The organism is Ramlibacter humi (assembly GCF_004681975.1).
GTDB classification, from domain to species: domain Bacteria; phylum Pseudomonadota; class Gammaproteobacteria; order Burkholderiales; family Burkholderiaceae_C; genus Ramlibacter; species Ramlibacter humi.
Window position 1 is genome coordinate 75,414 of the sequence record NZ_SMLK01000001.1, and the last position, 16,247, is coordinate 91,660.

A 16,247-nucleotide genomic window follows, 5' to 3' on the forward strand; every position below is an offset into this window, starting at 1 on the left:
GGATCCACCCCCGGCATTCCGTTCACGCCGCCGCCGTCACGCGGATGCCCCGGAACTGGCCGGGGGCGACCGCCTGCGCGGGGCGCGGGTAGGTCTCCGGATCGAACCGGTACAGCAGCTCCGCCTCGCGCGCGCGGGCCGTGGCCACGTTGGCCAGCTTCACCGGACCGTAGCCGCGCATCGACAGCGGCACCTTCGCGATCTCGGTGGCGACGGCCAGGCGGTCGGCCGACAGGACCGGCAGCAGCGACTCCACGCGCTTGCTGAAGTCGGCGATCAGCTGGCGCTCCAGCCGCCTCTCCTGCGTGTGGCCGAAGAGATCGAACACCGAGCCGCGCAGGCGCCGGCCGTGCGCCAGCACGCGCAGCGCCGGCATCATCCAGCCGCCCAGGCGCACCTTGCGCGGACGCTCGCCGTGCTTCGGCCGGCTGAGGAAGGGCGGCGCCATGTAGAACTCCAGCGACAGGTCGCCCTCGAACTGCTGGCGCAGCGAGCGCAGGAACTCGCCGTCGGTGTACAGGCGCGCGACCTCGTACTCGTCCTTGTACGCCATCAGCTTCAGCAGCGACTGCGCCACGGCGCGCGTGAATGGCAGCGAGGCGTCCAGGCCCAGCGAAGCCTCACGGGTGCGCACGCGCGCGACGAAGTCGGCGAAGCGGCGCGCGTAGGCCGCGTCCTGGTAGCCGGTGAGGTGGCGCATGCCCAGCGTGACGATGGCGTCCAGGCTGCTGCCCGCGGCGGCGGATTCCGGCGAAGCTTCGCCGCGCAGCAGTTCCGCGACGGCTTGCGCGTCGGCCGCGGCCAGCCGCCCCAGCGAGAACGCCAGCTGGTTGTTGCGCACGCCCACGCCGTTGAGCTCGATGGCGCGCATCAGCGCCGCCAGGCCCACCGGCACCAGGCCGCGCTGCCACGCGTAGCCGAGCGCGAGGATGTTGGAAACGATGGCATCGCCGATGAAGGCTTCGGCCAGCGCCTGCGCATCCAGCGTTTCCACGCGGTCGGCGCCGGCGGCGAAGCGCAGCTTCTCCAGCAACGCGGGCACCTTCAGCGACGCGTCCGGGTTGCGCAGGCTTTCGGCCACCGGCACTTCGTGCGTGTTGGCGAGGATGCGCGTGCGGCCATGGCGCACGGTGGCCAGCGCGTCGGGCGAGGCGCCCACGACGAGGTCGCAGGCGAGCAGCGCGTCGGCCTGCTGCGTGTCGATGCGCACCTGGTTCAGCCGCGCCGGCACGTCGGCCAGGCGCACGAAGCTGAGCACCGAGCCGCCTTTCTGCGCGAAGCCCATGAAGTCGAGCACGCTGGCCGACTTGCCTTCCAGGTGCGCGGCCATGGTGATCAGCGCGCCCACGGTCACCACGCCGGTGCCGCCGACGCCGGTGACGAGGAGGTCGTAGGGGGCGGTCCAGGTGTGCGATGCCGGGATGGGCAATGCCTCCACCCGGCGCTGGAATTCGCCGAGAGCCGTCTCCGCGTCATTCCCGCGCAGGCGGGAATCCATGGCGCCCGCGTCGACGGCGTCCATCGAAGCCATGGATCCCCGCCTCCGCGGGGATGACGCCAATGCCCCCGCCCTCTTGCGCAGCTGCCCGCCCGACACGCCGACGAAGCTGGGGCAGAACCCCTTCACGCACGAGTAGTCCTTGTTGCAGCTGCTCTGGTCGATCTTGCGCTTGCGGCCCAGCGGCGTTTCGGTCGGCAGCACCGCGACGCAGTTGCTCTGCACGCTGCAATCGCCACACCCTTCGCACACGCGGTCGTTGATGAAGACGCGGCGCGCCGGATCGACCAGCTCGCCTTTCTTGCGGCGCCGGCGCTTTTCCGCGGCGCACGTCTGCTCGTAGATCAGCACGGTGACGCCGGCGATCTCGCGCAGGCGGCGCTGCACGGCATCCATCTGGTCGCGGTCGTGGAACTCGGTGCCTTCGGGAAAACGCGAGTGGATGGCGTCGTACTTGCGGATGTCGTCGGACACCACCACCACCTGCTTCACGCCTTCGGCTTCCACCTGCCGCGCGATGCCGTCGACGCTGATGATGCCGTCCACCGGCTGGCCCCCGGTCATCGCCACCGCGTCGTTGAACAGGATCTTGTAGGTGAGCGTGGCGCGCGCGGCCACGGCCTGGCGGATGGCGAGGTAGCCCGAGTGGTAGTAGGTGCCGTCGCCCAGGTTCTGGAACACGTGCGGCACCTTGGTGAACATGGCGTGCGACACCCAGTCCACGCCTTCGCCGCCCATCTGGATCAGGCCTTCGGTGTCGCGGTCCATCCAGCTGGCCATGAAGTGGCAGCCGATGCCGGCCTGCGCATGCGAGCCCTCGGGCACGCGCGTGCTGGTGTTGTGCGGGCAGCCGGCGCAGAAGTAGGGCAGGCGCTTCACGCTGTCGGCGTCGTTGGACAGCAGCTCGGGCAGCGTGAAGTCGCGCACCAGGTGGCGCCGGTCCAGGTCGGCGAAATGCTTCACCAGCCAGGTGGCCACGATGCCGATCAGGCGCGAAGGCCGCAGCTCGCCCAGCGCGGACACCAGCGGCGCGCCCTGCGCATCGGTCTTGCCCACGATCACCGGCCGTTCGGCCGCGTTGTAGAACATGGCGCGCAACTGGTCTTCGACGACGGCGCCTTTCTCCTCGATGACCAGCACTTCCTTCAGGCCGCGCGCGAAGTCGCGCATGCGCGTGGGCTCGACCGGCCAGGTGAGGCCCAGCTTGTAGATGCGCACGCCGTGCTTGGCCAGCGTGTCGGTGGAGATGTCCAGCCGGCGCAGCACCTCCATGAAATCGCCATGCGCCTTGCCCGCGGTGACGATGCCCACGGTGGCGTGGTCGCTGCTGACCACGTGGCGGTCGATGCTGTTGATGCGGGCGAACGCGCGCACCGCTTCCAGCTTGGCGTGCAGGCGCTGCTCGATCACCAGCGAAGGCAGGTCTGGCCAGCGGTAGTGCAGGCCGCCGGCGGGCGGCGTGTAGCCGGTGAGCGTGCGCACGGTGTCCGCGTCCTGCCACGCGGCCACGCGCGCGTTCACCAGGTCCAGGTCGACGGTGGATGCGCTTTCCACCACTTCCGACAGCGCGGTGAAGCCCACCCAGTTGCCCGAGAAGCGCGACAGCTGCCAGCCGTACAGGCCGAACTCCAGGTACTCGGCCACGGTGGCCGGCGAGACGATGGGCGCGTGCCAGGAAATGAACGCGTGGTCGCTCTGGTGCGGCATGGACGACGACACGCAGCCGTGGTCGTCGCCCGCCACCATCAGCACGCCGCCGTGCGGCGACGCGCCGTACGCGTTGCCGTGCTTCAGCGCGTCGCCGGCGCGGTCCACGCCCGGGCCCTTGCCGTACCACATGGCGAACACGCCGTCGCAGGTGCGCTCGGGGTCGGCTTCCACGCGCTGCGTGCCCAGCACCGCGGTGGCGCCCAGCTCCTCGTTGATGGCGGGCAGGAAGCGCAAGCCGGCCTCGTCGAACTTCTTGCCGGCCTTCCACACCGCCTGATCGACCATGCCGAGCGGCGAGCCGCGGTAGCCGCTGATGAAGCCCTGCGTGTTCAGCCCCGCGGCGGCGTCGCGCTGGCGTTGCATCAGCATCAGGCGGACCAGCGCCTGCGTGCCGGTGAGAAAGATCGCGCCGCTGCGCGCCCACAGGGAATCGCTGAGCTGGTAGTCGGGGCGGGCGAGGGTGCTGGTGTCCATGGCTTGTCTCCGGGGCCTTGTCATGCCGGGCTGAACCCGGCATCCACCTCCTGCACGCCGTCCACGCGCGATCGACTTCCCGGAGATGGATGGCGGGTCAAGCCCGCCATGACGGCGATGGGAAGAGGTTAGCTGTGCTCGCGAGGAAATTGTTCCTTTCATTCCTGTATTCAAGGCTATGGAAGAGAATGGTGTTCTCCAAATCGACGGACGAAAAGAATGGAAGAACTCGACCGCCACGACGTGCTGCTGCTTGCCGAACTGCAGCGCGACAGCCGCCAGACCGTGCAGCAGCTCGCCGCGGCCACGGGCCTGTCGAGCACGCCGTGCTGGAAGCGCGTGAAGGAAATGGAGTCGTCCGGCGTGATCCGCGGCTACACCGCCCTGGTGGACCGCGAGCGCGTCGGCCTCACCCTCTGCGTGCTGGCCGAGGTGAACCTCACGCGCCACCACGAAGACGACGTGCGCAAGTTCGAGCAGGCCGTCGCCGCTGAGCCGCGCATCGTCAGCTGTTACGCCACGACCGGGCAGGCCGACTACCTCATCAAGGTGCTGGTGCCCGACATCAAGCGCTACGAGAGCTTCCTGCACGACACCATGTTCAAGCTGCCCGGCGTGACACACGTGCGGTCGAGCGTGGTGCTGAAGGAGGTGAAGTCGGAGACGCGGCTGCCGCTGGACGTGCCGGGGAAGGCTCCTGCGCGGCGGGCTCGCCGCTGAAAGCGGACACCCTTACGCAGAGTTCGCAGAGGAATCGCAGAGTCCGCAGGGAAGAAAAAAAGCTGAAGGTTTCCTCCGCGATCTCTGCGTACCCTCTGCGAACTCTGCGTAAGGGTGTCCGCGTTCGCGCCGCTTGCACCCCGCACCGACTTCCCCTATTATCGACCGACCGGTCGGTTAATTCCGTCCGCAGCACACAGGAGACCGCATGTACACGCAGGCGATGGACACCATGGGCAAGGACGAGGGCGCGCGCAAGCCGGTGCGCTCGGCCGACGAGATGCAGCTGGAAGAGCGGTTCGAGGCGCGCATCGCGGCCGGCGAGTTCATCGAAGGCAAGGACTGGATGCCGGACCACTACCGCAAGACGCTGGTGCGGCAGATCAGCCAGCACGCGCATTCGGAGATCGTGGGCATGCTGCCCGAAGGCAACTGGATCTCGCGCGCGCCGACGCTCAAGCGCAAGGCCATCCTGCTGGCGAAGGTGCAGGATGAAGGCGGCCACGGCCTGTACCTGTATTCCGCTGCCGAGACGCTGGGCACCAGCCGCGACCAGATGCTCGACGCGCTGCACGCGGGCAAGGCCAAGTACAGCTCCATCTTCAACTACCCCACGCTCACCTGGGCCGACGTGGGCGTCATCGGCTGGCTGGTGGACGGCGCGGCCATCATGAACCAGGTGCCGATCTGCCGCTGCTCGTACGGGCCGTACGCGCGCGCCATGATCCGCATCTGCCGCGAAGAAAGCTTCCACCAGCGCCAGGGCTTCGAGTCGCTGCTGACGATGATGCAAAAGGGCACCGATGCGCAGAAGGCGATGGTGCAGGACGCCGTCAACCGCTGGTGGTGGCCGTCGATCATGATGTTCGGCCCGCCCGACGACCAGTCGCCCAACACCGCGCAGTCCATGCGCTGGGGCATCAAGCGCGTGAGCAACGACGAATTGCGCCAGCGCTTCATCGACGCCACCTGCGAGCAGGCCAAGGTGCTGGGCGTGACGCTGCCCGACCCCGAACTGAAGTGGAACGCCGAGCGCGAGCACTACGACTTCGGCCCCATCGACTGGGACCACTTCTGGGCCGTCGTGCAGGGCCACGGCCCCTGCAACAAGGAACGCCTGGCCGCCCGCGTGAAGGCGTGGGACGACGGTGCGTGGGTGCGCGAAGCCGCGCTGGCTTACGCCGCCAGGCAGCAGGCCTCGCCTGCGCAGATGGCCGCATGAATACGGGGTCCGCAGCGCAGAGGACGCAGAAATTCGCAGAGGACGCAGAGCAGGCAAAAGGAAAAGTCTTTATGGTTTTCCTCTGCGATCTCTGCGCTTGCTCCGCGTCCTCTGCGCTGCGGACCCCGCATTGAATTCCGGAGACTGACATGAGCGAAGAGAAGCAAGAGTGGCCCCTGTGGGAAGTGTTCGTCCGCAGCAAGTCGGGCCTGGACCACAAGCACTGCGGCAGCCTGCACGCGGCCGACGCGAAGATGGCGATCCAGCTGGCGCGCGACGTGTACACGCGCCGCCAGGAAGGCACCAGCGTGTGGGTGGTGCGGTCCGACCAGATCGTGGCCAGCGACCCCGGCGAGAAGGACATGTACTTCGACCCGATGGAAGACAAGGTGTACCGCCACCCGACCTTCTACAAGCTGCCCGACTCGGTCGACCACATGTGAGGCCCGCATGAGTGCCGCATCGATCCAACTGAAGAACGATCCCGCCGTGCAGTACCTGCTGCGCATCGGCGACACCGCATTGGTGCTCGGCCAGCGGCTGGCCGAATGGACCGGCCACGCCCCGCAGCTGGAAGAAGACATCGCCCTGGCCAACATGGCGCTGGACCTGGTGGGCCAGGCGCGCGCGGTGCTCACGCGCGCGGGCCAGCTGGACGGCCATGGCTACGACGAGGACCAGCTGGCTTTCCTTCGCGAGGAGCGCGACTTCCGCAACGTGACGCTGGTGGAACTGCCGCGCGGCGACTTCGCGTTCACCGTGCTGCGCAACGCGATGATGGCTTCGTTCTTCCGCCTGCTGTGGGACAGCCTGAAGCATTCCAGCGACGAGGAACTGGCCGCCATCGCCGGCAAGGCGGTGAAGGAGGCGCGCTACCACCAGCAGCACGCGTTCGACTGGGTGGTGCGCCTGGGGCAGGGCACCGACGAATCGCTGCGCCGCCTGCGCACCGCGCTGGACCAGCTGTGGCCGTACACCGCCGAGCTGTTCTCGGAAGACGAGGTCGACGAGCAGGCCGGCGCCTCGGGCCTGGGCCCGCGCTGGGCCGACCTGTCGGACCCCTGGGACGCGCAGATGGCGGAGCTTCTCGGCGAGGCCGGGCTCGAGATCCCCAAGGGCACGCCCTTCGTCTCCGCCGGCAAGCGCGGCGTGCACAGCGAGCACATGGGCTTCCTGCTGGCCGAGATGCAGTACTTGCAGCGCGCCTACCCGGGCGGCGTGTGGTGACTCCCATGGCGGCCGACCGCGTGCAGCGGGCCTGGGACGTGCTGGGCGAGGTGCTGGACCCCGAGGTGCCGGCGCTGTCGGTGCGCGACCTGGGCATCGTGCGCGACGTCATCGACCACGGCGAAGAGCTGGAGGTGGTGCTCACGCCGACGTACTCGGGTTGCCCTGCGACCGAGGTGATCGAGCAGAGCGTGCTCGGCGCCTTGCAGGCCGAGGGGCTCGGCCCGGCGCGCGCGACCTTGCGCCGCGCGCCCGCGTGGACCACCGACTGGATCACCGACGAAGGCAAGCGCAAGCTGCTCGACTACGGCATCGCACCGCCGGGGCCCGTGCTACCCGAGGGGGTCTCGCCCATCCGCATCGTCCGCCGCGAACCTGCGATCGCCTGCCCGCGCTGTGGCAGCACCCACACCGAGCGGCTGTCGGCTTTCGGCTCGACCGCCTGCAAAGCGATGTACCGCTGCGTGTCCTGTCGGGAACCGTTCGAACATTTCAAGCCGATATGAATACGGGGTCCGCAACGCAGAGAACGCGGAAATTCGCAGAGGACGCAGAGAAGGCAAGGAGAAAAGCCTTTCTGGCTTTTTCTCTGCGATCTCTGCGCTCGCTCTGCGTCCTCTGCGTTGCGGACCCCGCATTCAAGGGCCTTCAACATGAATAACCCTCTCTTCCACCCGCTGAAAGTCAAGGCCATCACCCCCGACACGCAGGAAGCGGTGATCGTTTCGTTCGAGGTGCCGCCGGACCTGCAGCCGGTGTTCGGCTTCACGCAGGGCCAGTACCTCACGCTGCGCAAGGACATCGACGGCCAGGACCTGCGGCGGTCGTATTCCATCTGCGCAGGTGTGGACGACGGCGAGCTGCGCGTGGGCGTGCGCAAGGTGCGCGGCGGCGTGTTCTCCAACTGGATCAACGAATCGCTGAAACCCGGCGACACGCTCAGCGTGATGGCGCCGCAAGGCCGCTTCTTCGTGCCCATCGACCCGCAGGCGGAGCACCAGTACCTGGGCATCGCGGGCGGCAGCGGCATCACGCCCATCCTGTCGATCATGAAGACCGTGCTGGCGCGCGAGCCGCACAGCCGCTTCACCCTGATCTACGGCAACCGCAGCCTCAGGTCCACGATGTTCAAGGAAGAGATCGAGGACCTGAAGGATCGCTACATGACGCGGTTCGTGCTGCACCACGTGTTCTCCGACGAGCACACCGACGCGCCGCTGAACATGGGGGTGATGAACCGCGACAAACTCGGCGAGTTCCTGCGCACCGTGGTCCCGGCCGGGCGCATCGACCACGCTTTCGTCTGCGGGCCGTTCCAGATGAACGACGAGGCCGAGGCCGCGCTGCTGGGCGCGGGCGTGCCGGAAGACCGCGTGCACATCGAGCGCTTCGGCGTGCCCGCGCCGGCCGCGGGCGCCGTGGGGGCGGTGATGCACGAAGCCAAGCCGGGCGACGCCGAGCAGGCCAAGGTGGTCATCGTGCGCGACGGCCTGCAGCGCGAGATCACGTTCACGCGCGACCAGCCCAGCATCCTGGACTGCGCTTCGGCGGCCGGCCTGGAAGTGCCTTTCTCCTGCACCTCCGGCGTGTGCGGCACCTGCCGCGCCAAGCTGGTGGAAGGCGAGGTGCGCATGGAGCGCAACTTCGCCCTCGACAAGAAGGAAGTGGCGGCCGGCTTCATCCTGACTTGCCAGGCGCACCCGGTGAGCGAGCGGGTGGTCCTGTCCTTCGACGAGCGCTGAGCCGCCATGGGCCGAGGACGCCACGCCGGCTACGACGACCAGCGCGGGGCCATCCTCGCGGGCGCGGCGCGGCTGTTCGCGATGCAGGGTTACTCGGCTACCTCGATGAACCAGGTGGCGCAGGCATGCGGCCTGTCGAAGGCGACGCTGTACCACTACTACCGCGACAAGTACGCGCTGCTGTTCTCGATCGCCGACACGCATGTGGAGCGGCTGCAGCGCATCGCCGTCGAAGCGGCGGAAGGGCCCGCCGGCGAAGCGAGGTTGCGCACGCTGATCGCGCGGCTGGTGGAAGAGTACGCCGATGCGCAGGACGAGCACTGGGTGCTGACCAGCGAGGTGCGGTTCCTCGAACCCGCGGACCGGGCGCGCATCGTGAGCCGCGAGCGCGAGGTGGTTTCCGCGTTCGCGAAGGCAGTCGCCGCGCTGCGGCCGGACCTGGATGAGGTGGCGCTCGCAAAACCGCTGACCATGCTGCTGTTCGGCATGGTCAACTGGATGTTCACCTGGCTCAAGCCCGACGGCACGCTGGACCACACGGCGATGGCGCCGGTGGTGGCGGATTTGTTCCTGGGCGGGCTGGGCGCCGTGAAATCACCCGAAGGCTCCTTCTCCCGCTCGCGGGAGAAGGCGGGGGATGAGGGCGACGGCCGCTCCACCCTCACCCCAACCCTCTCCCGCCGGCGGGAGAGGGAGAAAGACAAGGAGACCCCATGACCCTCACCACCCTCCAAAGCTACATCGCCGGCCGCTGGATCGGCAAGGAGTCCGCGCAGGTCCTGCGCAACGCCGTCAATGGCAAGCCCGTCGCCGCCACGCACGCGGAGAAGCTCGACTTCGCCGAAGCCGTGCAGCACGCGCGCAAGGTGGGCGTGCCCAACCTGCTGAAGCTGGACTTCCAGCAGCGCGCCGAGCGGCTGAAGGCGCTGGCGAAGTTCCTCGCCGACCGCAAGGAGGAGCTGTACGCCGTCAGCGCCCACACCGGCGCCACGCGCACCGACGGCTGGATCGACATCGAAGGCGGCAGCGGCACGCTGTTCGCGTATGCCAGCGTCGGCACCAACGAGCTGCCTTCCGGCAACGTGGTGCACGAAGGCCCGGCGGTGCCGCTGGGCAAGAAGAACGCTTTTGCCGGCACCCACATCCTGGTGCCGCGCGGCGGCGTGGCGGTGCACATCAACGCGTTCAACTTCCCGGTGTGGGGCCTGCTGGAGAAGTTCGCGCCCAGCTTCCTGGCCGGCGTGCCCTGCATCGGCAAGCCCGCCACCGCCACCAGCTACCTCACCGAAAAAGCCGTGCGGCTGATGGTCGAATCGGGCCTGCTGCCCGAAGGCAGCCTGCAGCTGGTGATCGGCGGCACCGGCGACCTGCTGGACCGCCTGGAAGGCGCCGACGTGGTGACGTTCACCGGCTCGGCCGACACGGCGGCCAAGCTGCGCGTGCACCCGAACGTCATTCGCCATTCCATTCCGTTCAACGCCGAGGCCGATTCGCTGAACATGGCCGTGCTGGCGCCCGACGTGACGCCCGACGACGAGGAGTTCGACCTGTTCGTCAAGGAAGTGGCGCGCGAGATGACGGTGAAGGCGGGCCAGAAGTGCACCGCCATCCGCCGCGCCATCGTGCCGCGCAAGTACGTCGATGAAGTCTCTTCGCGCCTGCGCGCGCGGCTGGCGAAAGTGGTCGTGGGCGATCCCTCGCTGGAAGACGTGCGCATGGGCGCGCTGGCTTCGCTGGACCAGAAGGCCGACGTGGCCGAGCGCGTGAAGGCGCTGATGAAGAACGCCGAGCTGGTGTTCGGCGAGAAGGACGGCTTCTCGCCCAAGGGCGACGGCGTGGCCGAAGGCGCGTTCTTCGCGCCGACGCTGCTGCTGGCGAAGAACGCGATGGGCGACGACTCGGTGCACGACATCGAGGCTTTCGGTCCGGTCAGCACGCTGATGCCGTACGAAGACCTGGACGAGGCGCTGGCGCTGGCCGCCAAAGGCAAGGGCAGCCTGGTGGGCACGCTGGTGACCAAGGACCCCGCCACCGCCGCGCGCTTCGTGCCCGCGGCCGCGATGACGCACGGCCGCATCCTGGTGCTGGACCGCGAAGCCGCCGCCGAGTCCACGGGCCACGGTTCGCCGCTGCCGATGCTCAAGCACGGCGGCCCCGGCCGCGCCGGTGGCGGCGAGGAACTGGGCGGCCTGCGCGCGGTGAAGCACTACCTGCAGCGCGCCGCCGTGCAAGGCTCGCCCACGATGCTGACCGCCGTGACCGGCGAGTTCGTGCGTGGCGCGAAGGTGCGCGAAAGCGAGATCCACCCCTTCCGCCGCTACTTCGAGGACCTGCAGGTCGGCGACTCGCTGCTGACGCACCGCCGCACGGTGGGCGAAGCCGACATCGTCAACTTCGGCGGCATCTCGGGCGATTACTTCTACATGCACTTCGACGAAGTGGCGGCGAAAGACAGCCCTTTCGGCAAGCGCATCGCGCACGGCTACTTCGTGCTGTCCGCCGCCGCGGGCCTGTTCGTCTCGCCCGCGCCGGGCCCGGTGCTGGCCAATTACGGGCTGGACACGCTGCGCTTCGTCAAGCCCGTGGGCATCGGCGACACCATCCAGGCTCGCCTGACCGCCAAGCGCAAGATCGACCGCCGCAAGAAGGACGCCAAGGGGCAGGGGCAAGGCGTGGTCGCCTGGGACGTCGAGGTGACGAACCAGGACGGCGAGCTGGTGGCGAGCTACGACATCCTGACGCTGGTGGCGAAGCGGGGGTGAATCCGGACACCCTTACGCAGAGTTCGCGGAGGGGGCGCAGAGGGCGCAGAGAAGAGAAGAATCCCTTTTGATGTTTTCTCTGCGGTCTCTGCGCCCCCTCCGCGAACTCTGCGTAAGGGAGTCCGCCCCCGCATTTCCGATAATCCCCCCGTGACTTCGATAGACGACCTCCGCCACCGCCTGCGCGCCGCCGGCGCCGGGCCCGCGCACGAGCGCCGGGTGCTGCGCCTCTGGTCGCAGGCGCTGCCGCAGGACGACGGGCCGCGGGAGCTCGCCACCTTCATGCCGCATTCGCTGCTGGAGCAGTTGCCGGCCGTCACGGAAGGATTCGCGCGGATCGCGCAACTCGTCTCCCGCCATCCCGGCGAGGACGGTTCCGAGCGGCTGCTGGTGAAGCTGGCCGACGGCCAGGCGTGCGAAAGCGTGCTGCTGCCGCGCGGCGGGCTGTGCGTGTCCACGCAGATCGGCTGCGCGGTCGGCTGCAGGTTCTGCATGACCGGCCGCGAAGGCCTGATCCGCCAGCTGGGCAGCGCCGAGATCGTGGCGCAGGTGGCCCTGGCGCGGTCCATCCGCCCGGTGAAGAAGGTCGTCTTCATGGGCATGGGCGAACCCGCGCACAACTTGGCGCACGTGATGGACGCCATCGACTTCCTCGGCACGGTGGGCAACGTCGGTCACAAGAACCTGGTGTTCTCCACCGTCGGCGACGAGCGCGCTTTCGAGCGCCTGCCGCGCGGCCCGGTGAAACCGGCGCTGGCGCTGTCGCTGCACACCACACGCGCCGACCTGCGCGCCGAGCTGCTGCCCCGCGCGCCGCGCATCACGCCCGACGACCTCATTGCCGCCGGCGACGGCTACGCGCGCGTCACCGGCTACCCGCTGCAGGTGCAGTGGACGCTGCTGGAAGGCGTGAACGACACCGACGAGGAGATCGAAGGCATCGTGCGCCTGCTGCACGGCCGCTGGGCCGTGCTGAACCTCATCCCGTACAACACCGTGCCGGACCTGCCTTTCCGCCGGCCCGCGTGGGAAAAGGCCGCCGAGATGGCGCGCCGCCTGCACCGCCGCGGCGTGCTCACCAAGCTTCGCCATTCCGCCGGCCAGGACGTGGACGGCGGCTGCGGCCAGCTGCGTTCGCGCGCGCGGCGCGAAGCCGTGGTGCACTGGGCCGCGTAACCGACCCCGATCAGGACTCCAGCGCCGACTGCAGGGTGGCGAAGTCCACCGGCTTGGTCAGGTGCTGGTCGAACCCGGCCTCGCGCGAGCGCGCACGGTCGGCCGCCGCGCCCCACCCGGTGAGGGCCAGCAGGCGCGGGCGGCGCGTCTGTTTGAGCTGCCGCAGCCGGCGCGCCACTTCGTAGCCGTCCATGTTAGGCATGCCGATGTCCAGCATCACGACGTCGGGTTGCACGCGCTGGAAAGCCTCGATGGCCGCCGGGCCGTCATGCACCGCGATGCAGCTGTGCCCCATCAGCTGCAGCAGCATCGACAGCGTGTCCGCCGCGTCCTTGTTGTCGTCGGCCACCAGCACCTGCAGCTTGCGCCCGGCGGCGGGCTGCCCGTCCAGCGTGTCGTGCGCGGTGGTGTCGCCGCGCTGGGCCGCCACGGGCAGCGTGATCGTGAAGGTGCTGCCCTGGCCGGTGCCGGGGCTGGCCGCCGAGACGTCGCCGCCGTGCAGCTGCACCAGCTGCTTCACCATCGTCAGGCCGATACCCAGCCCGCCCTGCGCCCGGCCGCGGCTGTTCTCGCCCTGCATGAACATCTCGAACAGGAAGGGGATCAGCTGCGGCGTGATGCCCGCGCCGGTGTCGGCCACCTGGATGGTGGCGTGCCCGTCGGTGCGCCGCGCCGTCAGCGTGATGCGGCCGCCTTCGGGCGTGTACTTGGCCGCGTTGTTCAGCAGGTTCGCCACCGCCTGCGCCAGCCGCGTGGGGTCGGCGTCCAGCCACACGGTCTCGTGCGGCAGCGAGGTGAACAGCTCGTGCTTCGCGGTGTCCAGCAGCGGCTTGCAGGTTTCCACCGCGGTCTTCACGATGTCGGCCAGCGTCACGCGTTCCTTGCGCAGTTCCAGCTTGCCGCGCGAGATGCGGGCCACGTCCATCAGGTCGTCGATCAGTCGCACCATGTGGTTCACCTGCCGTTCCATCACCTCGCGCATGCGCGCGGCGGCGTCGCTGCCCGGCGCGCGCTGCATCACCTGCAGGCCGGTGCGGATGGGCGCCAGCGGGTTGCGCAGCTCGTGCGCCAGCGTGGCGATGAACTCGTCCTTGCGCCGCTCGGCTTCCTGCGCGATCTTCTCGATGCGCTTGCGCTCGGTGATGTCGCGGAAGTACAGCGCGATGCCGCCATCGGCCAGCGGGTACGCATTGATCTCGATCCAGCGCTGCCACGGCTCGTAGAAGTACTGGAAGTGCTCCGGCTCGCGGCGTTCCATCACCCGGTTGTACTTTTCCTCCACCAGCGTGCCGCGCGCCGCCGCGTAGACGTCCCAGTGGTTGCGGCCCAGCACGTCCTCGCGGCGGATGCCGTTGATGCGCTCGGCCTCGGCGTTGACGTAGGTGAAGCGCCAGTCGCGGTCCATCGCGAGGAAGCCTTCGCCGATGCTCTCCAGGATGCCGGTGATCTCCTGGCGCAGGTGGCGCTCGTTGGCCAGCGCCTCGCGCCGGATGCGCGACGCCGCCAGCGTGCTGCCCACGCGCGCGACCAGTTCGCGCGCGGAAAAGGGCTTCACCAGGTAATCGTCGGCGCCGGCCTGCAGGCCTTCCACGCGCGCTTCCTCGCCGGCGCGCGCCGACAGCATGATCACCGGCGTGGTGGACAGCGCCGCGTCCTCGCGCACGCCCTTCAGCAGGCCGAAGCCGTCCAGCCGCGGCATCATCACGTCGGTCAGCACCAGGTCGGCGGGTTCGCGCCGCAGTTCCGCCAGTGCCACTTCGCCGTCGGGCACGGCACGCACTTCATGGCCCTCCGCCCGCAGCAGGCGCGCGATGTACTCGCGCATGTCGCCGTTGTCGTCGGCCAGCAGCACGCGCGCGCCGCTGCGTTCCGCGGAAGTGCCGGGCAGCGTGGCGGCCGATTCCTCGCCCGGGATCCAGCCCAGGGCTTCCTCGACGAACGCGCCGCCGCCGGCCGAAATGCCGCGGTGCGGCTCGTCGCGCACCTTGCCGGGCGGCAGGTGGGCCTTGCCGGTGGGCAACCGCACTTCGAACGTCGTGCCTTCGCCCAGCCGGCTGCGCACCTGGATCGCGCCGCCGTGCAGCTTCACCAGCTCGTGCACCAGCGCCAGGCCGATGCCGGTGCCTTCGTGCGTGCGGCCCTGCGTGCCTTCCACGCGGTGGAAGCGCTCGAACAGGCGCGGCAGTTCCTTTTCGGGGATGCCGTGGCCGGTGTCCTGCACGGCCAGCACGGCCTGCCCGCTTTCCTCGCGCAGGCCGACGTGGATGCCGCCGCGCAGCGTGTACTTGAACGCGTTGGACACGAGGTTCAGGACGATCTTCTCCCACATCTCCGCGTCCACGTAGGTCGGCGTGGCCGTGGGATGACAGTCGATGTCCAGCCACATGCCGGCCTTCTCGACGGCGGAGCGGAAGCTGCTGGCCAGTTCGGCCGTTAGCGCCGCCAGGTCCACCGGCACGAACGTCGCGCTCACGCGGCCGGCCTCGATGCGCGAGAAGTCCAGCAGCGTGTTCACCAGCCGGTGCAGGCGGCGGCCGTTGCGCAGCGCGAGCGACAGGGCCTGGCCCGCTTCGCCCTTGAGCGATCCTTCGTCCGCCAGGTCCTGCAGGGGACCCAGCATCAGTGTCAGCGGCGTGCGCAGCTCGTGGCTGACGTTGGAGAAGAAGACCGTCTTGGCGCGGTCCAGTTGCGCCAGCGTCTCGGCGCGGTCGCGGGTCTCTTCCACCGCCCGCGCGTTCTGCACCGTACTGGCCAGCTGGCTGGCGACAAGGTCGAAGAACGAGAGGTATTCCCGGTCCAGCGGCCGCGCGGGGCTGGCCGCGGCCACCAGCACACCGAACGGCTGCTCGTCCGCGGCGCGCGAGACAGGCAGCACTCGCACGCACTTCACCGGCTGCTCGGCCAGCCCGATGGGCAGCCCCGGGATGCCTGGGGGCACCGGCACCGTGGTGGGGACGTGGGTGGCGAACACATGCTCCGCGTCCCACAGCCGCGGCGGCTCGATGGCTTCACGCGGCGCCTGGACGTTGCACCAGGCCTGCAAACGCAGCCTGCCATCCGCATCGGCCAGGTACAGCAGGGCGAACGGCAGGTCGTCGGGGTTCATGGCGACGATGTCCATCGCCGTGGCGCAGGCCTGTGCGACCGTTCCCTGCACCAGCGCCTGCGCGGCCAGCTGCGACAGCGTGCCCAGCCGGCGCGCGCCCAGCACCTTGCCCGTGGTGTCGGTGCTCGGGCAGAACAGGCCGCCGACGCCGCCGCTCTCGTCGCGCACCGGGCTGTACGAGAACGAATAGAAGACTTCCTCGGTGCAGCCCTCGCGCCGCATGAACAGGCGCACGTCGTCCTGGAAGCTGGCCTGGCCGTGGCCGAACACCTTGTCGGCCAGCGGGCCGCACACGTCCCAGATCTCGGCCCAGACCACCGACGCGGGGCGTCCCAGCGCCCACGGGTGCTTGGCCAGGCTGAGCACCGAGATGTAGGCGTCGTTGTAGAGGAAGGTGGCTTGCGGTCCCCAGCCCAGCCACATGGGCTGCTGGGAGTTGAGCATCAGGCTGACGGTGGTCTTCAGGCTTTGCGGCCACCGCGCCACTGGCCCCAGGGGGGTGGCCGACCAATCGTGGGAGCGGATGAGTTCGGCGAGTGCGCCGCCGCCGGACAGGAAGCCGGTGTCTCCGCCGGCGCGGTTGGATTCGGTACGCTCGCCCATCGTTTTC

Annotated in this window: 11 protein-coding genes; 9 read left to right on the forward strand and 2 right to left on the reverse strand. The window is 69.2% G+C overall.

The annotated features are described in order from the left end of the window. Positions 1-22: 22 nt before the first annotated feature. Entirely contained in the window at positions 23-3,682 is a 3,660-nt protein-coding gene (locus EZ216_RS00415; RefSeq protein ID WP_135247601.1) for an indolepyruvate ferredoxin oxidoreductase family protein, read from the reverse strand. 219 nt (positions 3,683-3,901) lie between these two features. On the opposite strand from EZ216_RS00415, the gene EZ216_RS00420 reads away from it, so the two are divergent. The 9 genes from EZ216_RS00420 to EZ216_RS00460 all read left to right on the forward strand — a co-directional run bounded on the left by EZ216_RS00420 (position 3,902) and on the right by EZ216_RS00460 (position 12,531). Beyond that, entirely contained in the window at positions 3,902-4,402 is a 501-nt protein-coding gene (locus tag EZ216_RS00420; RefSeq protein WP_135247602.1) for an Lrp/AsnC family transcriptional regulator, read from the forward strand. Positions 4,403-4,610: 208 nt separating this feature from the next. Next, positions 4,611-5,624, forward strand: a complete 1,014-nt coding sequence (gene paaA / locus EZ216_RS00425) for a 1,2-phenylacetyl-CoA epoxidase subunit PaaA (protein ID WP_135247603.1) — start codon at positions 4,611-4,613, stop codon at positions 5,622-5,624. Between the two features lie 149 nt (positions 5,625-5,773). Continuing rightward, on the forward strand, positions 5,774-6,067 hold the full coding sequence (gene paaB, locus EZ216_RS00430; protein ID WP_135247604.1) for a 1,2-phenylacetyl-CoA epoxidase subunit PaaB: 294 nt from the start codon (positions 5,774-5,776) through the stop codon (positions 6,065-6,067). 7 nt (positions 6,068-6,074) lie between these two features. Next, positions 6,075-6,851 carry a 1,2-phenylacetyl-CoA epoxidase subunit PaaC gene (gene paaC / locus EZ216_RS21685; RefSeq protein WP_135247605.1) on the forward strand — a complete coding sequence of 259 codons (777 nt, stop codon included), beginning with the start codon at positions 6,075-6,077 and terminating at the stop codon, positions 6,849-6,851. Positions 6,852-6,856: 5 nt separating this feature from the next. Next, complete coding sequence (gene paaD, locus EZ216_RS21690; protein ID WP_135249073.1) at positions 6,857-7,357, forward strand: 1,2-phenylacetyl-CoA epoxidase subunit PaaD; 501 nt, start codon at positions 6,857-6,859, stop codon at positions 7,355-7,357. Between the two features lie 147 nt (positions 7,358-7,504). Continuing rightward, positions 7,505-8,593 (forward strand): 1,2-phenylacetyl-CoA epoxidase subunit PaaE, encoded by a 1,089-nt coding sequence (gene paaE, locus EZ216_RS00445; protein WP_135247606.1) that lies wholly within the window; start codon positions 7,505-7,507, stop codon positions 8,591-8,593. 6 nt (positions 8,594-8,599) lie between these two features. Next, positions 8,600-9,310 (forward strand): TetR/AcrR family transcriptional regulator, encoded by a 711-nt coding sequence (locus tag EZ216_RS00450; protein ID WP_135247607.1) that lies wholly within the window; start codon positions 8,600-8,602, stop codon positions 9,308-9,310. After that, complete coding sequence (paaZ, locus tag EZ216_RS00455; protein WP_135247608.1) at positions 9,307-11,355, forward strand: phenylacetic acid degradation bifunctional protein PaaZ; 2,049 nt, start codon at positions 9,307-9,309, stop codon at positions 11,353-11,355. The genes EZ216_RS00450 and paaZ overlap by 4 nt, the downstream gene beginning before the upstream one ends. Before the next feature lie 150 nt (positions 11,356-11,505). After that, the gene (locus EZ216_RS00460) at positions 11,506-12,531 is read left to right on the forward strand and encodes an RNA methyltransferase (RefSeq protein WP_135247609.1); all 1,026 of its coding nucleotides are present in this window, start codon (positions 11,506-11,508) and stop codon (positions 12,529-12,531) included. A 10-nt stretch (positions 12,532-12,541) separates the two neighbouring features. On the opposite strand, the gene EZ216_RS00465 is transcribed toward EZ216_RS00460, so the two are convergent. Continuing rightward, positions 12,542-16,240, reverse strand: coding sequence for an ATP-binding protein (locus EZ216_RS00465; RefSeq protein ID WP_135247610.1), 3,699 nt, complete (start codon positions 16,238-16,240; stop codon positions 12,542-12,544). Between the last annotated feature and the right edge of the window lie 7 nt (positions 16,241-16,247).